At 73.7% G+C, this 20,728-nt stretch carries 20 protein-coding genes; 12 read left to right on the forward strand and 8 right to left on the reverse strand.

Going from position 1 to position 20,728, the window contains the following annotated elements:
- Positions 1-6 precede the first annotated feature (6 nt).
- Genes pcaG through pcaD form a run of 3 tightly spaced genes read left to right on the forward strand, consistent with a single transcriptional unit; the run spans position 7 to position 3,100 of the window.
- Positions 7-612, forward strand: a complete 606-nt coding sequence (pcaG, locus tag ACIRS4_RS04840) for a protocatechuate 3,4-dioxygenase subunit alpha (protein WP_404190058.1) — start codon at positions 7-9, stop codon at positions 610-612.
- Positions 609-1,970 (forward strand): 3-carboxy-cis,cis-muconate cycloisomerase, encoded by a 1,362-nt coding sequence (gene pcaB / locus ACIRS4_RS04845; RefSeq protein ID WP_404190060.1) that lies wholly within the window; start codon positions 609-611, stop codon positions 1,968-1,970. Before pcaG ends, pcaB begins: the two co-directional genes overlap by 4 nt.
- Positions 1,967-3,100: a 3-oxoadipate enol-lactonase gene (gene pcaD / locus ACIRS4_RS04850; protein WP_404190063.1), complete on the forward strand. Its 1,134-nt coding sequence runs from the start codon at positions 1,967-1,969 to the stop codon at positions 3,098-3,100. Before pcaB ends, pcaD begins: the two co-directional genes overlap by 4 nt.
- 13 nt (positions 3,101-3,113) lie before the next feature.
- On the opposite strand, the gene ACIRS4_RS04855 is transcribed toward pcaD, so the two are convergent.
- On the reverse strand, positions 3,114-5,825 hold the full coding sequence (locus ACIRS4_RS04855) for an ATP-binding protein (protein ID WP_404190066.1): 2,712 nt from the start codon (positions 5,823-5,825) through the stop codon (positions 3,114-3,116).
- Positions 5,826-6,225: 400 nt separating this feature from the next.
- Here ACIRS4_RS04855 and ACIRS4_RS04860 point away from each other — a divergent pair, with 400 nt between their 5' ends.
- Entirely contained in the window at positions 6,226-7,236 is a 1,011-nt protein-coding gene (locus ACIRS4_RS04860) for a DUF2510 domain-containing protein (protein ID WP_404190069.1), read from the forward strand.
- A gap of 267 nt (positions 7,237-7,503) precedes the next feature.
- On the opposite strand, the gene ACIRS4_RS04865 is transcribed toward ACIRS4_RS04860, so the two are convergent.
- Positions 7,504-8,118 carry a TetR/AcrR family transcriptional regulator C-terminal ligand-binding domain-containing protein gene (locus ACIRS4_RS04865; protein WP_358796279.1) on the reverse strand — a complete coding sequence of 205 codons (615 nt, stop codon included), beginning with the start codon at positions 8,116-8,118 and terminating at the stop codon, positions 7,504-7,506.
- Between the two features lie 225 nt (positions 8,119-8,343).
- On the opposite strand from ACIRS4_RS04865, the gene ACIRS4_RS04870 reads away from it, so the two are divergent.
- The gene (locus tag ACIRS4_RS04870) at positions 8,344-9,150 is read left to right on the forward strand and encodes a phosphatase PAP2 family protein (RefSeq protein WP_404190073.1); all 807 of its coding nucleotides are present in this window, start codon (positions 8,344-8,346) and stop codon (positions 9,148-9,150) included.
- Positions 9,147-10,124, forward strand: coding sequence for a hypothetical protein (locus ACIRS4_RS04875; protein WP_404190076.1), 978 nt, complete (start codon positions 9,147-9,149; stop codon positions 10,122-10,124). Before ACIRS4_RS04870 ends, ACIRS4_RS04875 begins: the two co-directional genes overlap by 4 nt.
- A gap of 11 nt (positions 10,125-10,135) precedes the next feature.
- On the opposite strand, the gene ACIRS4_RS04880 is transcribed toward ACIRS4_RS04875, so the two are convergent.
- The 3 genes from ACIRS4_RS04880 to ACIRS4_RS04890 all read right to left on the reverse strand — a co-directional run bounded on the left by ACIRS4_RS04880 (position 10,136) and on the right by ACIRS4_RS04890 (position 13,864).
- On the reverse strand, positions 10,136-10,984 hold the full coding sequence (locus ACIRS4_RS04880; RefSeq protein ID WP_404190079.1) for a phospholipid scramblase-related protein: 849 nt from the start codon (positions 10,982-10,984) through the stop codon (positions 10,136-10,138).
- Between the two features lie 83 nt (positions 10,985-11,067).
- Positions 11,068-13,119: a phosphocholine-specific phospholipase C gene (locus ACIRS4_RS04885; protein WP_404190081.1), complete on the reverse strand. Its 2,052-nt coding sequence runs from the start codon at positions 13,117-13,119 to the stop codon at positions 11,068-11,070.
- A 226-nt stretch (positions 13,120-13,345) separates the two neighbouring features.
- Positions 13,346-13,864, reverse strand: a complete 519-nt coding sequence (locus ACIRS4_RS04890) for a VOC family protein (RefSeq protein ID WP_404190084.1) — start codon at positions 13,862-13,864, stop codon at positions 13,346-13,348.
- Positions 13,865-14,182: 318 nt separating this feature from the next.
- Here ACIRS4_RS04890 and ACIRS4_RS04895 point away from each other — a divergent pair, with 318 nt between their 5' ends.
- Genes ACIRS4_RS04895 through ACIRS4_RS04905 form a run of 3 tightly spaced genes read left to right on the forward strand, consistent with a single transcriptional unit; the run spans position 14,183 to position 16,382 of the window.
- Complete coding sequence (locus ACIRS4_RS04895) at positions 14,183-15,247, forward strand: Rieske 2Fe-2S domain-containing protein (RefSeq protein WP_404190087.1); 1,065 nt, start codon at positions 14,183-14,185, stop codon at positions 15,245-15,247.
- Positions 15,244-15,438 carry a hypothetical protein gene (locus tag ACIRS4_RS04900; RefSeq protein ID WP_404190090.1) on the forward strand — a complete coding sequence of 65 codons (195 nt, stop codon included), beginning with the start codon at positions 15,244-15,246 and terminating at the stop codon, positions 15,436-15,438. Before ACIRS4_RS04895 ends, ACIRS4_RS04900 begins: the two co-directional genes overlap by 4 nt.
- Positions 15,435-16,382 (forward strand): PDR/VanB family oxidoreductase, encoded by a 948-nt coding sequence (locus ACIRS4_RS04905; protein WP_404190094.1) that lies wholly within the window; start codon positions 15,435-15,437, stop codon positions 16,380-16,382. Before ACIRS4_RS04900 ends, ACIRS4_RS04905 begins: the two co-directional genes overlap by 4 nt.
- Before the next feature lie 70 nt (positions 16,383-16,452).
- On the opposite strand, the gene ACIRS4_RS04910 is transcribed toward ACIRS4_RS04905, so the two are convergent.
- On the reverse strand, positions 16,453-17,118 hold the full coding sequence (locus ACIRS4_RS04910; protein WP_404190097.1) for a hypothetical protein: 666 nt from the start codon (positions 17,116-17,118) through the stop codon (positions 16,453-16,455).
- Positions 17,119-17,347: 229 nt separating this feature from the next.
- Between ACIRS4_RS04910 and ACIRS4_RS04915 the strand changes: the two genes are divergently transcribed.
- From ACIRS4_RS04915 to ACIRS4_RS04925, 3 genes are all read left to right on the forward strand, one after another.
- Positions 17,348-17,998, forward strand: a complete 651-nt coding sequence (locus tag ACIRS4_RS04915; protein WP_404191019.1) for a helix-turn-helix domain-containing protein — start codon at positions 17,348-17,350, stop codon at positions 17,996-17,998.
- A 32-nt stretch (positions 17,999-18,030) separates the two neighbouring features.
- Positions 18,031-18,576, forward strand: a complete 546-nt coding sequence (locus ACIRS4_RS04920) for a toxin-antitoxin system, toxin component (protein ID WP_404191022.1) — start codon at positions 18,031-18,033, stop codon at positions 18,574-18,576.
- 234 nt (positions 18,577-18,810) lie between these two features.
- Entirely contained in the window at positions 18,811-19,050 is a 240-nt protein-coding gene (locus tag ACIRS4_RS04925; protein ID WP_404190100.1) for a hypothetical protein, read from the forward strand.
- Positions 19,051-19,077: 27 nt separating this feature from the next.
- Here ACIRS4_RS04925 and ACIRS4_RS04930 read toward each other — a convergent pair whose 3' ends face one another.
- Together ACIRS4_RS04930 and ACIRS4_RS04935 are read right to left on the reverse strand one after the other, a co-directional pair.
- A complete protein-coding gene (locus tag ACIRS4_RS04930) occupies positions 19,078-19,791 on the reverse strand; it encodes a 4'-phosphopantetheinyl transferase (RefSeq protein WP_404190102.1) in 714 nt (237 codons plus the stop codon).
- Positions 19,788-20,666 carry a metallophosphoesterase family protein gene (locus tag ACIRS4_RS04935; protein ID WP_404190105.1) on the reverse strand — a complete coding sequence of 293 codons (879 nt, stop codon included), beginning with the start codon at positions 20,664-20,666 and terminating at the stop codon, positions 19,788-19,790. The genes ACIRS4_RS04930 and ACIRS4_RS04935 overlap by 4 nt, the downstream gene beginning before the upstream one ends.
- Positions 20,667-20,728: the final 62 nt, after the last annotated feature.

Raw genomic sequence — 20,728 nt, forward strand, 5'->3', positions numbered from 1 at the left:
CCCCCCATGACGAAGATCGACACCGCTCGCCCGGAGACGGTCCTGCCCACCCCGTCGCACACGGTGGGCCCCTTCTACGGGCACGCCCTGCCGTTCCCCGGCGGCGGCGACATCGCCCCGCTCGGCCACCCCGACACCGTCGCCGTCCACGGCTATGTGTACGACGGCGCGGGCCGGCCGCTGCCCGACGCCTTCCTGGAGCTGTGGGGCGCGGACCCCGAGGGCCGGCTTTCCCAGGTCGACGGCTCGATGCGGCGCGACCCGGCCGGCGGCGGCTTCCAGGGCCGCAACGGCGTGGAGTTCACCGGCTGGGGGCGGGTGCAGACGGACGCGGACGGGCACTGGTCGGCCCGTACGCTGCGCCCCGGGGCACGCGGACGCAGCGCCCCCTACCTGAGCGTCTGCGTGTTCGCGCGCGGACTGCTGGTCCACCTGTTCACCCGGATCTACTTCCCCGAGGACACGGCCGCGCACGCCGCCGACCCGCTGCTGTCCCGGCTCGACGAGGCACGCCGGGCGACGCTGGTCGCGGGTGGCGGCGGCAAGGACCCTTACCGCTTCGACGTCCGCCTCCAGGGCGAGGGCGAGACCGTCTTCCTGGAGTTCCGGTGACCCTCGCGGCGTCCGGGCCGGAGGGGGCCCCGGCCGCGCCCGACGACGCCGGTCTGCTCGCCCCCGGCCGGGCCGGCTCCCCCGCCGCCGCCGCGACCGGCGACAGCGCCTATCTGCGGGCGCTGCTCGACGCCGAGGCCGCGCTCACCCGGGCTCAGGCCGCGCTGGGGCTGGCCCCCGCGGAGGCCGCGCGCGCGGTGACCGAGGCGGCCGCCCGCGCGGTCTTCGACGTACGGTCCCTCGCGGACCGTGCCCGCGCCGGCGGGAACCCGGTGATCCCGCTGGTCGGGGACCTCACCGAGGCGGTCGGCGCGGAGCACGGTCCGTACGTCCACCGGGGCGCGACCAGTCAGGACATCATGGACACGGCGACCATGCTGGTGGCCCGGCGCACCCTGGACCTGCTCCTGCCCGACCTGGAGCGCACCCAGCGGGCGCTGGCCGGGCTCGCGGCCGGGCACCGGGACACGCCGATGGCCGGGCGCACGCTCACCCAGCACGCCGTGCCCACCACGTTCGGGCTGAAGGCGGCCGGGTGGCGGTCGCTGGTCCTGGACGCACGGGACCGGGCGACGGCCGTACGGGACGCCCTGCCCGCCCAACTCGGCGGCGCGGCCGGGACACTGGCCGCGTTCACGGCGTACGGCGCCCCGGACGCGACCGAACTGCCCGCCGCCTACGCTCGTGAACTCGGGCTCACGGAACCGCTGTTGCCGTGGCACACCCTGCGGACGCCGATCGCCGACCTCGCCGGGTGCCTCGCCTTCACGGCGGGCGCGCTGGGGAAGGTCGCCGTCGACGTGCTCACTCTCGCCCGCACCGAGATCGCCGAGGTGGCGGAGGGCAGCGGGGGCGGCTCCTCGGCCATGCCGCACAAGGCGAACCCGGTGCGCGCCACGCTGATCGCGTCGGCGGCCCGGCGCGCGCCGCAGCTCGCGGCCGTGCTGTACGGGTCGCTGGCCGCGGAGGACGAACGGCCGGCCGGGGCCTGGCACGCCGAGTGGGAGCCGCTCCGGGATCTGCTGCGACTGGCCGGCGGGGCCGCCCGGGACGCCGCCGAGCTGACGGAGGGGCTGCGTGTGCACCCCGACACGATGCGTTCCCATCTCGGTCTCACGCATGGGCTGATCGTCTCCGAGCGGCTCTCCGCCGAACTGTCGCAGATCCTGGGGCGGTCCCGCGCGAAGGAGCTGCTCACCGAACTCGCTCCCCGCGCCTGCACCGAAGGCCGCTCTCTTGGGGAACTGCTCAGCGAGCAAGCCGAATTGAAGGGCGCCGACCTCGGCGATCTCACCGACCCCGCCCGTTACACCGGCTCCGCCGGAGCCCTCACCGACCGTGCCCTGGAGCGACGTTGACCGAGAAGCTGCTCAACCACCTCGCCGAGGGGCCCCCTTCCGCGCCCACGCTGCTCCTCGGCTCCTCGCTGGGGACCTCGTACGCCTTGTGGGACAAGGTCGCGCCCGAACTGTCCACCACTCACCGGGTGATCCGCTGGGATCTGCCGGGACACGGCGGCTCAGCGGCCGAGTTGATCGGGCCCGGCGCCACCGTGGGGGATCTCGCCGCCCTGGTGCTGGCGCTCGCGGACGCGCTGGGCGTGGAGCGCTTCGCTTACGCCGGGGTGTCGTTGGGCGGCGCCGTCGGCATGCACCTCGCGGCGCACCACCCCGACCGGGTGTCCGCGCTGGCGGTGATCTGCTCCTCGGCCCACTTCAACGGCGAGCAGCCGTGGCGGGAGCGGGCCGCGCTGGTGCGGCGCGAGGGGCTCGCGGAGTTGGCCGCCACGGCGGACGCCCGCTGGTTCACGCCCGGGTTCACCGCCCCGGAGCTGATCGCCGACCACCGGGACGCCGACCCCGGGGCGTACGCCGCCTGCTGTGACGCGCTGGCCGCGCTCGATCTGCGGGAGCTGCTGCCGGAGATCTCTGCGCCCACGCTGGCGGTCGCCGGGCGCGAGGACCCGGCGACGCCGCCCGCGCATCTGCGGGAGATCGCGGACGCGGTGCCGGGCGCCGCACTGGTCGAGATCCCGGGGGCCTCGCACCTGGCGCCGGCGGAGCGGCCGGAGGCGGTGCTGACGGCGCTGCGCGCCCACTTCGACGGAGACGCCCGGCGCGGTATGGAGGTCCGCCGCCAGGTGCTGGGCGACGCGCACGTGGCCCGGGCGCAGGCCCGGCAGAGCCCGTTCACGGCCCGCTTCCAGGACTTCATCTCGCGTTACGCCTGGGGGGAGATCTGGACCGACCCGACCCTCAGCCGCCGGGAACGCAGCATGATCACCCTGACCGCGCTGGTGGCCCACGGCCACCTCGACGAACTGGCCATGCATGTGCGGGCTGCCCGGCGCAACGGTCTCAGCTCGGAGGAGATCGCCGCGGTCCTGCTGCAGACGGCCGTCTACTGCGGCGTCCCCGCGGCGAACGCCGCCTTCGCCACGGCTCAGCGGGCGCTGGCCGAGGAGGGACCCGCCGACGGGGGCGTCTGACCCGGGAGCGGAGTCAGCGGCGGGTCTGGCCGGGGACCAGCCCCACCTGGGGTGCGCCGAGACCGTCCAGTGCCCGCTGGGCCTGGACGACCAGGCCGTCCGCGCCGCAGGAGCGGGCCAGGGTGAGGCCGCGGTGGAGTTCGGACACCGAGCGGGCGGCGATGCCGTGTTCGACGCGGGCCGCCGCGTGCTCGTACTGGCAGGGTGAGGCCTCCAGGTAGGCGACGGCCTGGGCGGTCAGCCGGACCGCGCGCTGGCCGGTCTCCAGGGCGGCGGCGCAGCGCAGGGCCTCGCCGATCGCCGTGTCGGTGCCGAAGCGTTCGGCCCGGCGGCGAGCGTCGGAGGCGAGGCGGGCCGCGCGCGCCGGGTCCTCGGTGGCGAGGGCGCGGGCGAGGTCGACGGCCCAGGGGACCATGACGGGGTTGAGGTGGCCGCGGACGGCCGCCGCCTTCTCGGCCTCCTCCAGTTCGTTGACGGCGTCCTTGGTGCGGCCGACGGCGAGCAGCAGCCGGCCCCGCACGGACCGCGGGTCGGGGAGCACGATCGTGGAGGGGTAGGGCGGGGCGAATCCGTGCTGTCCGGCGACCTGCCACGCCTCGTCGACATGGCCGCGGGCGAGCAGCGTGTCGACCAGGTTGCAGGTGGCCGACCAGTACAGGGGCAGGCCCCGGCCGACGCGTTCGGCGAGCCGCAGCGACTCCCGCAGGGACTTCTCCGCGTCCTGCAGCCGGCCTCGGCGACGGTGGCCGAGCCCGAGGTAGGCGTGGGCGAGGGCGAGATGGCCGCCGCTCCAGCCGGCCGTCTCGTAGGCGCGCAGGGCCTCGTTGAAGAGGGCCTCGGCGCGGTCGAGGCGGTCGGTGTAGGCGTAGGAGCTGGCCAGCATCATCAGCAGTTCGAGGCCCCATTCGGGGTCGGTCCACCCGAGCCCGGGCGCGAGGCGGCCGTTGACGAGGGCGCGGTCGCAGTACTCGACGACCTCCTCGGCGTTCTCGCCGTGGGTCATGGCGTCGAAGCCGCGCAGGATGAGCAGGGCGCGTTCGGAGTTGTCGCGGCCGGCGCAGGTCGCGGCGAGCGAGGCGAGTCTTTGCGAGCGGGCCGGTGAGGCGGTCTCGCCTGCGTGCACGCCCTCCCACATGAACTGCACGGCCTGAAGCCGCATCCGCGCCGGTCCCGGCGGCTGCCGGGCGACCTCGGCCTCGACCGTGCGCACGGCCTCCGCCATCTGGTCGTTGTGCAGGAGGGCCTGGGAGAGGCGGAAGATGGCGTCGACGCGTTCGCCGCCGTCGAGGCCCTGCATGGCGAGCGCGGCACGCAGGTGCTCGATGGTCTTCGCGGGTGCGGTGAGGTGGGTGGCACTGCCCAACTCGTGCAGCACGCGCGCGTGGACGTCGGGCGGGGGCGGTTCCTGCAGGGCGCGTTCCAGGCAGAGGCGGGCCGCGTCGGGGGCGCCGACGGCGAGGTGTTCGCGGGCCGCGCCGCGCAGTTGCTCGACGAGTTCCTCGTCGCCCTCGGGGTGGACCTGGATCAGGTGACGGGAGGCGGCGGCGAGGCCCTTGCCGGCGTCGGTGACGACCGCGGCGGCGATGCCGTGCATCGCGGTGCGCAGGCTCGGCGGGATGGACTCGTAGATGGCTGAGGCGATCAGCGGGTGGAGGAACTCCAGGTCGCCGTCGGCGGAGGGCATGGCCGCCGGGTCGGGCTCGGTCAGAATGCGGGCGCTGCGCAGCAGTTCGGCGCAGCGCGCCGCGTCCTCGCGGCCCATGACGGCGAGCCGGGCGGCCTCGTCGACGGAGATGTCGGTGCCGAGGATGGCGGCCGCCATCGCGAACCGGTGGGCGTCGACGCCGAGTTCCTCCAGGCGGGCGACGAGTCCGCCGCCGCGGGCGGAGCGGTTGAGGGGGCGCAGTTCGGTGGCGGAGGGCTCGCTCGGGTCGAGTTCGCTCTCCTGCACCTTGGCGAGGAGTTCGACGGTCTCGTAGGGGTTGCCGCCGGTGACGGCCCACACCTCGCGGCAGAACGGGTCGTCGGCGTGCGCGCCGAGGGTGTCGCGGGTCAGGCCCGCCACGGCCTCCGGGGTGAGGGCGCTCAGGCTGGTCACGGAGTGCGCGGCGGCGCCGGAGAGCGCGTCGAGGTGTCCGGCGGCGTCGCCCTTGACGTCGGGCCTGCGGGCGATGACGAGCAGGACGGAGAGGTGGTCGAGGCGTTCGGTGAAGGCGGCGAGCCAGCGCAGGGTCTCCTGGTCGGCCCAGTGCGCGTCGTCGACGAGCAGCACCAGCGGGTAGTAGCGCGCGGCCAGCCGGCTCACCGCGGCGACCAGGCCGTCGCACACGCCCTGCGGGTCGGCGTGGCCCGCGAGGGGTTCGGCGATGCCGAGGGCGGGGCCGGCGATGTCGTACCAGTCGCCGAGGTACTCGCGGGCCTCCTCCGGCAGCAGCGACAGCAACGCGGGCTGCAGCAGCTGGCGTACGACGTTGAAGGGGACGGACCGCAGGGTCTCGCCGCCTCGCGCCGACCACACGGTGCAGCCGCGGGTCTCCGCGATACGGCGGGTCTCGGCCAGCAGCGTCGTCTTGCCCAGGCCCGCCTCGCCCCGCAGCACGTGCACATGGCCCGAGGAGGAGCGGTCGGCGCGGAGCGCCTCCACCGCCCGCTCGATGGCGGCGACTTCCGCGTCGCGCTCCCACAGGGAAGCCGAGGCGGCCGCCGCCGGCCGTACCTCCGTCATCCCGCTACCTCCCCAAGTCGCCCGAACGACGTACAGACCTTGAGCGTAGCTCTCCGACGGCCCGCGCGGGGGCGGTAGGGCCAGCTGTTGCCTCGACGGGTGACGGCGAGCGGCCCCGGCCGCCTCGACGGGCCTGCGGATGAGACTCCGGAGCGTCAACACCGTTCGTCGCGCGCCGAATTGACGTCGCGTTTCGGCCAGGTCGCCGCGCCGGGCCCGGGACGTCCGGCCTTCCGGGAGGAAGCACGCCGACGGTGTCCGGAGGGCGCGCCGGCGGAGGGGGAACGGCGTGCGACGGCGTCGGGGGGCTCGCGCGGCGGCGGCGCGCCGGTCACCATGGAGAGGCACGAGACGGCATCCCTCTCATCCGACTTTCACCGACGCCTCATACGGTGGGGACATGACGCAGGTGACTCCCCCCGGGTGGTACCCCGACCCCGGGCAGACAAGTGACGGTCCCGCCACCGAGCGCTGGTGGGACGGCGGTGCGTGGACGGACCAGACCCGCCCCGCGGGCTCGGCCGCCGCGTGGGGTCCGCCGGCTCAGGGGCCGGCCGCCGGGCCCTATCCGGCGTACTCCGCCTATCCGCAGTACCCGGCGGCGCCGCCCGGCAAGGGCGGGCGGCGCGGGCTGCGGACCGGCATAGCCGTCGCGGCGGCCGTCGCGGTGCTGACCAGCATCGGAATCGGCGTGTACGCGCTGACCAAGAACGACGGCGGCTCGGGTGACCCCGGCACGGCGCAGGGGCCCGGCGGCCGCGGCGGACCGGACGGGCAGGACGGCGGCGGGGGCGGCCCCTTCGGCGACTCGGGCGGCAATGACGGTTCGGGGGGCTCCGACGGCTCTCCCGGGTCGCCCCGCGGGTCCGCGCCCCCGGAGGTCAAGAGCGGTTCGGTGACGGACCCGCTCAACGGGATCAGCATCCCCGTCCCGGCAGGCTGGACGGGGCAGCAGATGACCGGGGGCGCGCAGGTGACCTCCGACTCCGCCTACAAGTGCCCCGGCGACACCGCCAAGACGTGCACCAAGGGCGGCGTGTACTCGGCGCCCGCCGAGGTGCTGGGTGCCAAGGGGTCCACGGCGGAGGCGATCGCCAAGGCGGACATCGAGGCGAACGCGAAGGAGTCCTACGGCGGCACCACCTACGGCGCGATCACCTCACACCAGGTACTCGCCTCGCAGGCGGTGACGGTGGCCGGGCAGAAGGGCTACCTGGTCCGCTGGAAGGCGATCACCAGCAAGGGCGCGGACGGGTTCGTCGAGTCACTGGCGTTCCCGGCGCCGGCCGACGCCAAGCGGTTCGTCGTCCTGCGCTTCGGTCTGGACGCCGACCAGAGCGTGTCGGTGATCGACACGATCACCAAGGGGGTCAAGGCGGCGAAGGGCGGGGGGAACGGGCAGGACGTCTGAGGGCGACTCCGCGGGCAGCCGGGGCGGGGCGCCTGAGGCCGGACGGCCGGGGCGCACCGCCGACTGCCTGAGGCCGGGGGCACACCGCCGGCTCCCGGAGGCCGGGGGCGTACCGGGCGGGCGAGAGCACGATCCCCGGGCGGCCGGGTGGGACGCCTGCCGCTCAAGAGGCGTCCCACCCGGCCGGGGGTGCGCGCCGCCCCCGTCCCCACGGTGCGGCGCGAGCAGGTCGCCGTCCGGTCATCCCGCGGACGGCGGCCTGGGTCTTCAGGTCAGGCCGAGCGCCGGCAGCACGGCGGCCTCCACGAAGCGGAGCAGGTACTCCTCGTCGGCGTACGTCCCGTCCACCACGGGGCGGGCGCGGACCACGCCGAACATCTGGGCCGGGATGTACTCCAGCGCCGGGTGACCGGCCGGGATCTCGCCGCGCTCGACCCCGCGCCGCAGGATGTCCCGCAGTGCCGCGATCTCCGGGTCGACGAGCGCCTCGCGCAGCGCCCGCGCGAGTTCCTGGTCTTGGGTGACGGCGTGCCCGAGGGCCTGGAGGAGCTTGGTGTCGGTCATGGACCACCGGGCCGCTGCGCGCGCGGCCTCGCGCAGGTCGCCGGCGAGAGTGCCGGTGTCGATGCCGTCCAGGCGTGAGCGCCGGCGGGAGCGCAGGGCGGCCACGACGAACTGCGGCTTGGTGCGCCACTGCCGGTAGAGCGTGGACTTGCTGCACCGCGTGGTCGCGGCGACCCCCTCCATCGTCACGGCGTCGTACCCGCACTCGCGGATCTGTTCGAGGACGGCGTCGAAGAACTCCTGCTCACGCTCGGGCGTGAGCTTGGAGCGGCGCGAGGCGGTGACCGACTCCGGTCCGTCCGCGGCCTGCGACGTCATCGGCGCTTCTCCTCTTGTCTCCGTCGTGTCCCGCGGTTTCCCGGCAGGGCGGCCCGAGGGCGCTGGGGGCCTGGTTCCAGTGTGTCGTACGCAATCGATACGCCAGTGTACCGGTACCGGCGCGTATCGGTACACTGACGTATCGGTACGGCACCGTATCGATGATGTGCCGTCAGCACACGCACCACCCATCACACGCACCACCGTCAGCGAAGGGGCCGGGGGATGAATGCCCGCACCGAGCCTGCACAAGCGGAGCCGGACATACCGGCACGGCCGCCGATAGTCCGCGAACTCCTGCTCGTCGCGGGACTCTTCCTCGTCTACAAGCTCGGCCGTCGGCTGGCCGCCGGCCACACCGGCGAGGCCTTCCTCGACGCGCATCGCGTGTGGGCGGTGGAACGGTGGCTGCGACTGCCCGGCGAGGGCGCGGTGCAGTCCCTGTTGCTGCACGGCGACACGGTGGTCCGCGTCGCGAACGCCTACTACGCGACCGTCCACTTCCCCGCCACCGCCGCCTTCCTGGTCTGGCTCTACCTGCGCCGCCCGGCGCACTACGTCTGGGCGCGCCGGGTGCTGGCCGCCGTCACGGCCGCCGCCCTGGCGCTGCACCTGGCGTTCCCGCTGGCCCCGCCCCGCATGCTGGCCGCGACGGGACTCGTCGACACCGCGCGCGTGTACGGGCCGTCGGTGTACGGGCCGCCGCAGACCGATCATCTGTCGAACCAGTTCGCGGCGATGCCCTCGCTGCACTTCGGCTGGGCGCTGATGGTCGCCGTCGGCCTCGTCGTGGCGACCGGGTCGCGGTGGCGCTGGCTGTGGCTGCTGCATCCGCTGGTCACGTTGCTGGTGATCGTCGGGACGGCGAACCACTACTGGCTCGACGCGCTGGTCGCCGCGGCCCTGCTGGGCGTCGCGCTCGCCGTGGTCCACGCGCCGCGCCCCGGCGCGGTCGGCACGCCGGCCGGACCTGGGGCGCCACGGCTCGCGCCGGCCGGCGAACGCCAGGTGCTCGTGGGGGCGGGACGATGAGCGCCGGGTACGCCACCCTCGTCGCCGTCGGTCTGTCGCTGCTGTCGGCCGTCGCCTACGCGGCCGCCGCCGTCGCCCAGGAGCGGCTGGCCTCCCGCGCCCCGGGCTCGGGGGTGGCGCGGATGCTGCGCCGTGGCGCCTGGTGGGCGTCGGTGGGGCTGAACGCGGGCGCCGCGCTGCTGCACGTCGTGGCGCTCAAGTACGGTCCGCTGACCGTGGTGCAGCCGCTGGGAGCGCTCACCCTGGTCGCGGCCGTGCCGATGGGCGCGCGGGTCGCGGGCCGGCGGGTGAGCGCGGCCGAGTGGCGGGGCACCGCCTTCACCCTGGCCGGGCTGGCCGCGATCCTGCTCACCGCGTCGGGGACGTCGCCCGAGGCGGTGCTGAGTGCGCCGGAGGCGCTGGCGGTGGCCGCGGCGACGGCGATGGCGATCGGTCTGCTGGCACGGCCCGGCGCCCGGCCCGGCCTGCGGCACGCGAGCGCGTCCGGCTTCGCCTCGGGAGTGGCGTCCGCCCTCACCCAGACGGTGACGGTGGCGGCGACGGACCGGTCCGGCCCGGTGCTGAGCGTGCAGGTGATCGGGGTGGCGCTGCTGGTGGCCGCGTTCTCGACGGCGGGACTGCTGCTGTCGCAGACGGCCTACCGGGGCGGCCTCGGAGCCCCGCTGGCGGTGGTGACGCTGACCAATCCGCTGGCGGCCGCGGTCATCGGCCTGTCGCTCCTCGGCGAACGGCTCCAGGGCGGACCGACCGGCGTGCTCCTCGCCGTGGCGGGAGCGGGACTCGCCGGCTGGGGCGTGGTGCTGCTGTCCCGGGCGACGCCGGAGTCCGGCCCCGAGGAGGAACACCCGGTGGCGGCCGTCCTGGCCCTGGAACCCGGGACGGCCTCCCCCGAACCGGCCCTGCTCCCCCGCGCGACGAGGACTTCCCGCCGCCGGCACTCCTCACGGGGCACGGAACACCTGACGCGGCTGTGAAGCGGTCGGGCTCAGCCGAGCCCGCGGGAGTCCTGCTTGAGGGCCGTGTCGACGGTCAGGGCCGTGGCCACGGTCAGGCTCAGCAGGGGCTCGGGCAGCTGGTAGTGGATCTGCAGGACGTAGTTGTCCGCGGTCGTGAACAGGGTCTTGGCGAGGCCCTCCCACGTCTTGGTGATCCGGGCGACCTCGTTGCCCGCGTGGTCGACGATCGCGAAGTTCCAGGCGCGCCAGTTCTCCGCCCTGATCGCGCCGACCTGCTGACCGTTCGCGTTCATCGCGAAGTTGATCTTCCCGAAGACGTTCTGCTGGACGATCTCGCCGACCTGTTGTCCGTCCGGCCGGGTGACGAGGACCCGCGACTTCAGGAACTTCGCAGGCCTCGTCAGCAGCAGCACCGGCTGCCCGTGGGCGTCGCGGATCTCCAGCTTGTGCGTCAGGAACTGGTCGATGCCGGCGAAGAAGCGCACCACCTTGCGCAGCGCGCTCTGTCCGACCTGGACGACCGAGCCGAGCTGGCCGCCCTGCTGGTCCATGACCTTGTACTCGTTGGTCAGCTCGATCAGCTTGGCCTTCTGGTTCACGACCAGCACCGGCTCGCTGAACAGCGTCCCGCCGCCGGGGCCGCCCGCCGCGACCCCGGCCTGCTGCTGCACCTGCCGCTGCACCCGCGGGTCGGGGCCTGCGGGCTGCGCGGGCACCTGCGGCTGGGGCTGGGCCTGCGCGACGGGCTGGGCCTGGGCCTGGGCCTGCTCGGCGTGGGTGTGGTCCGTCCACCGGGAGCCGTCCCAGTAGCGCAGGGTCTGCGCGGCCCCGTGCGGATCCGGGTACCAACCTGCAGGTGTGTTCGAATGCGTGGTCACCGGGGCACACTACCCCGCCTCCACCCGCACCTGACCAGCCACCACGATGCGGTGTTCACCAGCCCTTTACCCTCCTGGTGCGATCAAACCGTCACGATGGCAGGATCGCTCACCCCGGGCCGCCCGTTCTCCGCGTGCCCGGCGAACCGTCGCCGGAAGGCGGGGTCTTCGACCGAGGTCACGGTGAGGTCGTACCAGCGCCGGCCGGCCGACAGCCCGACGGTCCGCCTGAGGACGGCGCGGGGCCGCACCCGTACCGTCGTCGTCCGGCCGCCGTAGCCGTCCGCCACCTTCAACTCGGCTGTTCCGGTGCCCCGGTTGGTGAACGTCAGTTCCAGCCCGTCGCCCACGTGCCGTACGACGACCTCGGGGCCCGCGGTCCTGCCCCGGCCCCGGAAGACGCGCAGGAAGCCGTTGGGGCCGTGCACGGTCAGGTCGTGCGTACCGTCGGAGAGGGCGCAGTCCCAGGCGCCGGAGACCTTCTTGCCGGCCTCGGTGGTGTAGTTCCAGGGTCCGTCGGACCGGTTGCCGGAGGTGACGAGGAAGGCGGCGCCGGCCGTGGCCCCCGAGGCGAAGGTGAGGGTGAGCGTGCCCGCGGCCGGGTCGACCGAAGCGTCCACGCTGGGCACGTACTTGAGCGGGCGGGTGGGCCGCGTGCCGCGCTCCTGCCGGGGCAGGACACCCTGGGCGGGCGGGGTGGGCCGGTAGTCGGGGTGACGCTCGCGGTCCGGGGGCTCGTAGGCGTCGGTGTCGGGGAGCGCGACCGGCTCGGCGTCCTTGCGGGAGAAGTCGAAGGCCGAGGTGAGATCACCGCAGACGGTGCGCCGCCAGGGCGAGATGTTCGGCTCGCGCACACCGAACCGCCGCTCCATGAAGCGGATGACCGAGGTGTGGTCGAACGTCTCGGAGCAGACGTAACCGCCCTTGCTCCAAGGCGAGATGACCAGCATCGGCACGCGCGGCCCGAGACCGTAGGGCCCCGCCACATGGGTCGCGCTGCCCGGGAAGAGGTCCAGGGAGACGTCGACGGTCGACCGGCCCCGGTCCGGCGAGACGGGCGGGAGCGGCGGCACCACGTGGTCGAAGAAGCCGTCGTTCTCGTCGTAGGTGATGAACAGGGCCGTCTTCGCCCACACCGCCGGGTTGGAGGTGAGCGCGTCGAGGACCTGCGCGATGTACCACGCGCCGTAGTTCGAAGGCCAGTTGGAGTGCTCGGAGAACGCCTCCGGGGCGGCGATCCAGGAGATCTGCGGCAGCTTGCCCGCTTTGACGTCGGCGCGCAGCACGTCGAACCAGCCGTCGCCGTTCTTGACGTCGGTGCCGGTGCGGGCCTTGTCGTGGAGCGGGTCGCCCGGCCGAGCGTCGCGGTACTTGTCGAAGTAGAGCAGGGAGTTGTCGCCGTAGTTGCCGCGGTAGGCGTCCTTGATCCAGCCCCAGGAGCCCTCGGCGTCGAGGCCGTCCCCGACGTCCTGGTAGATCTTCCAGGAGATCCCGGCCTTCTCCAGCCGCTCGGGGTAGGTCGTCCAGCCGTATCCGGCTTCGTCGTTGCCCAGGACGGGCCCGCCGCCGACGCCGTCGTTGCCGGTGTGGCCGGTCCACAGGTAGTAGCGGTTGGGGTCGGTGGAGCCGATGAAGGAGCAGTGGTAGGCGTCGCAGACGGTGAATTTGTCGGCGAGGGCGTAGTGGAAGGGGATGTCCTCGCGGGTCAGATAGGCCATCGTGGTGGTGCCCTTGGCGGGGACCCAGCGGTCGTACCGGCCGCCGTCGTAGGCGGCCTGGCCGTCGGGCCAGCTGTGCGGCAGGCCCTCCAGGAACTGCATGCCGAGGTCGTCGGCGGTGGGGTGGAAGGGCAGCACGTCCTTGGCGCCGTCCGACTGGTGCCACACCGACTTGCCCCCGGCCAGGGTGACCGGATGCGGGTCGCCGAAGCCGCGTACGCCCCTGAGCGTGCCGAAGTAGTGGTCGAAGGAGCGGTTCTCCTGCATCAGGACGACGATGTGCTCGACGTCCTCGATCGTCCCCGTGCGGTGGTGGGCGGGGAGGGCGGCGGCGCGCTCGATGCTGCTCGACAGGGCGCTGAAGGCCGTGGTGGCGCCCGCGATCTGGAGGAATCTGCGCCGGTTGACTTCGGACATGGCTGGAGGACCTCTCGTGCGGTTCTTGCCGGGGCCGGCCGGTTCGACGGTCGGTCGGCCAGTCGGCCGGCGGACGACGGAGTGCGCGCGCGAGAAGTCTTCCAAGGCCGCCCGGAACGAAGGGGAAGTACCGGGTGGCGCCCGCGTGAAGCTCGACGGTACGGGGGGTGCGCGGGGAACGGGTGACGCCGGGTCAGCGCTCAGGGCGTAGCCGCACGGCGGCCGTTCACAGCACCTCGTTGCCGTACATCTCCCCCAGCGGATCGGCGATGAGCTCGATGCGGGCGCCGTCGGGGTCGCGGAAGTAGACCGAGACCTCGCTGTGCACGACGTGGTCGACACCGGCCTCGGCGAGCTTGTCTACGAGGTGGTGCCAGCGCTCCGGCTCGACGGAGATCGCCACATGGTGCAGACCGCCCAGGACCTCTGCGTACGGGCCGACGTCGAGGCCGGGGAAGTCGAAGAAGGCGAGGAGGTTGCCGTTGCCGATGTCGAAGAAGAAGTGGGAGGAACCGGGGTAGTCGCGGTTCTCGATCAGCTCGGTCAGCGGGAACTCCAGCACGTCCTGGTAGAAGCGGACGGTCCGTTCGACGTCGCTGCTGATCAGGGCGGTGTGGTGCAGGCCGCGGGCGGACGACGCGGGGCGCGACCCGCTCGGCCGCAGGTGCCGTTCCCGGATCCGCTGCCGCTGGGCCTCGAAGGCCGAACGGTCCGGCTGTGCTTCTTCCTTGGGCGCGCTGGTCATCTCTCTCCTCGGACGGCGAAGCGGACGGGTCCCTGCGTGATCAGCATCGCAGAGTCCGTCCGCCCCGGCCGAGCACGACGTTCCGGCCGGCCGCCGGTCCGCCTCGGGCGCGGGTCCATCCCTGCTGGGCCTGGCCGTTGCAGGCACAGCAGGGCCAGGGCGGTCCCGTCGGCGTCGATCGGCTGTGCTCACCGCAGCCCGCGCGGAAGTCCTTCCGTCTGACAGAAGCCGCCTTGCGAGGCGGTCGCGGCGCTCAGGACCCTGAGTGCCATCACGGCCGCGGGGCGACGGCGCCCCGCTCTCAGGGACGGGAACGCCATGCCTCACACGACCGCCTTCGCCAGGAACCAGTGGTACGTCGCCGCCTACAGCCACGAGGTCGGGCGGGACCTGCTCGGCCGGACGATCCTCGGCGAGCCGCTCGTCCTCTACCGCACCGAGGGCGAGGGCACGCCGGTCGTCCTGCACGACCGCTGCGTGCACCGCCGCTACCCGCTGTCGCACAGCGGTCTCGACGGCGACCGGATCGTCTGCGGCTACCACGGGTTCACGTACGACACGACGGGCGCCTGCGTGTACGTGCCGGGGCAGAAACGCGTGCCGCGCACCGCGCGGGTCGCCTCCTACCCGGTGGTCGAGCAGGACTCCCTGATCTGGGTGTGGATCGGCGATCCGGCGCTCGCCGATCCGCAGGGCATCCCGCGCGCCCGTCACCTCGACTCCCCCGGCTGGACCACCGTACGCGGGATGGAGCCCATCGACGCCGACTACGGGCTGCTCGTCGACAACCTCCTCGACCTGTCCCACGAGACGTATCTGCACGGTGGTTACATCGGCACTCCCGAGGTGGCCGAGACGCCGATCACCACCGAGGTCGACGAGGGCGCGGGCGTCGTGCGGGTGAGCCGGCACATGGACGACGCCGAGTGCCCGCCGTTCTACGCCCGTTCGACGGGCATCGAGGGCCGGATCACGCGCTGGCAGGACATCGAGTACCACGCGCCCTGTCTGTATCTGCTGCACAGCCGGGTCGCCCCGGTCGGCGTGCTGCCCGAGGCGGACGGCAGCGACCCGGGCGGCTTCCACACCGAGGTCACGTACGCGATCACTCCGTCGGGCGACGGCAAGGTGTACGACTTCTGGATGGTCTCGCGGGACTGGGCCATCGACGACGAGGAGGTCACCGAGTTCCTGCGGGCCAACAACCACACGGTGGTCATGCAGGACGTCGACGCGCTCAACCTGCTGCAGCGGACCCTGGGCACCGAGCGCACCGGCTACCAGGAACTGAGCATCAACATCGACACCGGCGGGCTGGCCGCCCGCCGTATCCTCGCCCGGCTGGTCGAGGAGGGCGACAAGCCGGCGGAGCCGGCGCTGTGAGCGGCCCCACGGGCGAGATCTACCGCATCGACTGGCTGCCGGGCACCGACACCCTGCACGGCACCTGTCACTGCGGCGCCGAGCACACCGCCCAGGACCCGACCGCGATGTGGGAGTGGATGCTCGGCCACCCCGAAGGCCACCGCCCGGCGGCCCAGCCGGCTTCCGGGCCGCGAGGGAGCGGCTCATGACCGCCGGGACGGCCGTGCCGGAGGCCGAACTCGTCGTCGCCGAGGCGGAGTCGGCAGCGGACGGCGTACTCGCGCTCACTCTGCGCCATCCGCTGGGCGAGCCGCTGCCCGAATGGGAGCCGGGCGCGCACGTCGATCTCGTCCTCGGGCCGGGCCTGGAGCGCCAGTACTCTCTGTGCGGCGATCCGGCGGACCGTTCGGCATGGCGGGTCGCGGTGCTGCGCGAGCCGGCCGGGCGGGGCGGATCCGCTTATGTGCACGAGCGGTTGACGCCGGGGCGCCGGGTGCGGGTGCGCGGGCCCCGCAACCACTTCGCGCTGCGGCCGGCGCCCCGCTACCGCTTCATCGCTGGCGGCATCGGCATCACCCCGATCCTTCCGATGCTCGCGGCGGCCGAGGCCGCCGGCGTCGAGTGGACGCTCCTCTACGGCGGTCGCTCCCGCAAGTCCATGGCGTTCGCGGGCGAGTTGGCGCGCTACGGCGACCGGGTCACGCTCGTCCCGCAGGACGAATCCGGGCTGCTGGACCTCGGGGCCGTCCTGGACGGTCTACCCGAGGGGGAGTTGGTGTACTGCTGCGGCCCGGGCCCGCTGCTCGACGCCGTCGAGGAGAGGTGCCCGCCCGGGGCGCTGCACGTCGAGCGGTTCCAGCCCAAGGAGCAACCGCCGGGTGAGGGAGACGAGTTCGAGGTGGAGCTGGCCCGGAGCGGCCGTACGGTGACCGTCGCGGCGGACGTCTCCGTGCTGGACGCCGTACGCGCGGCCGGCGTGGAGGTGCTGTTCTCCTGCACCGAGGGGACGTGCGGCACCTGCGAGACCGATGTGGTGGAGGGCGCCGTGGACCACCGGGACTCGGTGCTCACCGCGCAGGAGCGCGAGGCCGGGGAGACGATGATGATCTGCGTGTCCCGGTGCCGCGGGAAGCGGCTGGTCCTGGATCTGTGACTACTCGGCGGTGACGCCGCGCGCCGGTCCGCCGGGCGCCGTCGGCGACCTGAACGCCGGCGGTGCCCGGTCAGACCTCGGGGGCGGGAACCACGCTGAGGTGTCCCGCGGTGCGGCGGGGCCTCAGGGCCCTGCGGGGCGCGGGCGCGGGGGCCTCGCGCAGCACCATCGTCAGCCGAGCGCACCCCAACTCGCTCAGGGTCCTCGGCGTCTCGTCGACGATACGGCACTGCGTGGCGCCCCAGCGAGGGTCGGGGTGGAAGAGGGGCCGGACCGCTCCGTCGTGCTCCACGGCGTCCTCGCCGACAGCGCGGATCCAGTGCGGCAGGCCCTGCCGGTAGGCGGCCTCCATGATCGGGTCCTGGGCGATCTCGCGCCGGACCGCCTGGAGAGCGGGGTCGTGGCCGTGCCGTTCGAGGGCCTCGGCGAAGCGGGCCAGCATCGGCAGGCACCAGCTCGCCTCGTGGTCGCCGAGGACCGTGGCCGCGTCGGGATGGAAGAGGACGAAGCGGAGGAAGTTGTCGTCGGGCAGGGCCGTCGGATGCGGGCCCACGTCCCGGAAAAGTGTCCGGAAAGCAGTGTTGGCCAGGACGACGTCCCACCGGTGGTCCAGGACGACGGACGGGAAGGAGACGGCCTCCAGGTAGGCGGCGTAGTCCTCGAGGTAGGCCTGGGCCCGAGGACTGTCGGGGACGGGCCGCGGCACCGACCGCTGCCCTCCTGCCTGATATGCCATCGGGAGGTCACCCCTCTTGCCTCTGCCGCCTTCACGCGGCGCCCCGATCCTGGTGCCCCGACGCGAGTCGTGTCAACTATCGTGGCATTAGGCCCTCGTTGACGGCTGAAATAGGCCACAGTTGTGGCGATGCCTGGATGTGAGTTCGAAGGACCCGCTACTCTCCGGTCAGTTCACGGCGATCGCCTGTGCCTGTGAGAGGGTCGTGAGAGACGTAGGAGACCTGTCGGTGACGGATGGCTTCGAGGTTCCGGGCGCCACGGCGACGGTTCTGCTGTCGGCCGTCGTCGCCCGTGTCGCCGCGCTCGCGGACCGGCTGGGCGTGCCCCACGCGGAGGTCTTCGACACCGGCCGGCTGTCCGTGGCCTGCGGCGTCCCGGAGGTCGTGGTCAAGGCCCTGCTGAGCGGCCGGCCGGCGGGCGAGCCGGACGTCCAGGCCCGCTTCCTGCAACGGCTGGACCTGCTGCGCCGCACCCGGCTCAAGCCCAACGGGCGCAAGTACACCCAGCAGGAGATCGCCGACGGCGCCGGCATGTCCCGGCAGCAGGCGGGCGCCCTCATCAACGGTGACCGCCGGCCCACGATGGAGCACTGCGACGCCATCCAGCGCTTCTTCCACGTGAACGCCGGTTTCCTGACGGCCGAGGACCCCGAGGCGCTCGCCGGCGCGCTCCAGCGCACCGAGCAGGACCTGTTGCAGAGGCTCGCCGCGCGGGAGGCGGCCGCGGCCGCCGAGGATCCGCTGGAGCGGCTGCTCCAGGACCATGGGGTGCGCGGCATCGCCTGGCGGGCCGCCCAGTTGCCCACCGACCAGCACCGCGACAAGGTCGCCGAGTGGCTGGACATGCTCTTGGAGAGCGTGAAGCGGCCCGAGTCGTGATCCGGGAGAGAACTGTGGGCATCAGCAAGGACATGCGCCGTCTGTGCGACGAGCTGGTCGCGGAGCTGACCCTCCTCCCGGCCCCCGCCCCGCCGGCCGACCTGTACACCGCTCTGTGCGACGGCATGAGCAGACGCCGTGGCCGCCCCGTCCACTTCCGTACGGCTCCCTTCCCGCCCGGCACGGCCAGCGGGCTGTGGCTCGACATGGCGGACCAGGACCTCGTCGTCGTCGAGGAACGCACCGCGCCCGACCACCAGTTGGTGATCCTCGGACACGAGCTGTGGCACATGGAGGCGGGACACTGCAGCCACCATGTGGAGGGCGCCGCCGTCGCGGCCCGTTTACTCAGCGACGGCGCCGACCTCCAGGCGACGGTCAGGAACGTGGCCGCGCGCACGCGCTTCGACCAGGCCGACGAACGGGACGCCGAACGCTTCGGCCTGCTGCTGGCCAGCAAGTGCCGTGCCTGGCTGGCGGGTTCCCCGGGCCGGGGCCGCGGCCGGCGCGACCACCTGGCCGGCCGGATCGAGGCGGCGCTCGGATACCTGGGCCCGAAGGACCGCGGCGCGAACTGAGGGCCTCCCCCTCCCTCCGCGCCCCGGCGGTCGCCGCACGGTTCCGCTCCAGCGCGGGAGCCGTTTCCGCCGGGGGCCACGGTGACGGCGCGCCCTGAGCTAAGCGGGCGAACCGACGACGAGCGGAGCCGGATTGTCAGTGGTGGGCGGCAAGCTGGGCAGTGCGCCGCCGCACGGTGGCGTACGCGCCGTCAGGCGCGGCGGAGACGACGCCGACCCGGGGAGAGCCGACCGATGCCCACTGCCGTACTGACCGACCGCGAGCGCACCGCCGTCCAGGCCTACCTGCGGCTGCTGCACACCGTGCGGGCCGCCTTCGGCGAGGAGAGCGCCGGCGCGCCCTACGCCCGCCGCCCGCCGCTGGTGCCGCCCGCAGTCCTGGCCGAGGCGGAACAGGCGCTGGCCGAAGCCGGGCTGGCGGGCAACGAGGAGGAGTTCTTCCGGCTGCTCCACCACTGGTGCCCCGGGCCGTGAGCCGGTCGCGTACGCCCCCGCGCGCGGCTACCGGGTCGCGGCGGGCGGGACCGCGACCACCGTTGCCGTCAGTCCCCGCTCCACCGTCCAGCGGCCGTCGAAGTGCGTGAGCCGCCGTCCGCCGACGAGCGGGCCGGGGACGAGGAGCCGGGCGCGGAAGGTTCCCTGAGCGGCCGTCACCGTGACCGCGTCCGCCGGGGGGCCGGGGTGGACGTCGATGTCGGCCTCGCTGAAGTCCAGCCACTTCCCGGTGAGGGGGAACCACGCCTTGTAGACGGACTCCTTGGCGCTGAACAGCAGCCGGTCCCAGCAGATCTCGGGGCGCTCGGCGGCCAGCCGGCGAAGACGCTCGGTCTCCGCCGGCAGGGCGATGGCGGGCAGCACGCCCTCGGGCAGCGGCTCGTGCGGTTCGGCGTCGATGCCGAGGGAGGCCAGCTCCGCCGTCCGGGCCAGCGCTGCCGCGCCGTAGCCCTCACAGTGGGTCATGCTGCCGGTCAGCCCGTCCGGCCACCGGGGTGCGCCGCGTTCGCCGGGCAGCACGGGCTGCGCCGGCACGCCGAGCTTCTCCATGGCGCGCCGGGCGCAGGAGCGTACGAGGGCGAACTCGCGGCGGCGTTTGAGGACGGCGCGCGCCACGAACACCTCCTCCTCGGGGTGCAGCGGCGCGTCACCGAATGCAGAGGCGCCCTCCTCGTCGTACGCCTCCACCACGACGGCGTCGGGGAGCAGCTTGTCGATCACGCGGTGTCGTCCTCTCGTGGCAGGATGCGGCACAGCCGGCCGGGGTGCGTCGGGCGCTCGCGCCACTCGCGGGGGTAGCCGACCGACACCTCCTCGAAGCGGACGCCGTCGTGCCAGGTGGTGCGGGGGATGTGCAGATGGCCGTAGACCATGGTCTCGACCCGGAACCGGCGGTGCCAGTCGGCGGTCAGCCGGGTGCCGCACCACATGGCGAACTCGGGGTACCACAGGACGTCCGTCGGGTGCCGGTCCAGCGGGTAGTGGTTGACGAGGACCGTGGGCAGGCCGGGCGGGAGGGCGGCGAGGCGGCGTTCGGTCTCGGCGACGCGGGCCCGGCACCAGGCCTCGCGGGTCGGGTACGGGTCGGGGTGCAGCAGGTACTCGTCGTTGCAGACGACGCCGGTGCCGTGCGCGTACGCCAGGCCCTCCTCCTTGGTGGCGCAGCCCGCCGGCAGGAAGGAGTAGTCGTACAGGAGGAACAGCGGGGCGACCGCGACCGGGCCGCCGGGGCCCTCCCACACCGGGTAGGGGTCCTCGGGGGTCGTCACGCCCAGTTCACGGCAGATCTCGATCAGGTGCTCGTAGCGGGCGACGCCCCGCAGGGTGACGGCGTCCTTGGGGTGGGTCCACAGCTCGTGGTTGCCGGGCGCCCAGACGACCTTGCGGAAACGGCCCGCGAGTGTTCCCAGCGCCCAGCGGACGTCCGCCACGCTCTCCGAGACGTCGCCCGCGACGAGCAGCCAGTCCTCGTCGGTGTCCGGGACCATGCGCTCGACCAGGGCGCGGTTCTCGGGGTAGCCGATGTGCAGATCGCTGACGGCCAGCAGCCGTCCGGCTCCCCCGTCGCCACCCGCTTCCCCGGCCCTCGCCGTCACCTCGCGCCCCCGCTCCGCTCGCCCTGTGTGCCGCACCGGCAGAAGACCGCACGGCGTGAAGG

The organism is Streptomyces sp. NPDC101166, from assembly GCF_044768125.1.
GTDB lineage: Bacteria > Actinomycetota > Actinomycetes > Streptomycetales > Streptomycetaceae > Streptomyces.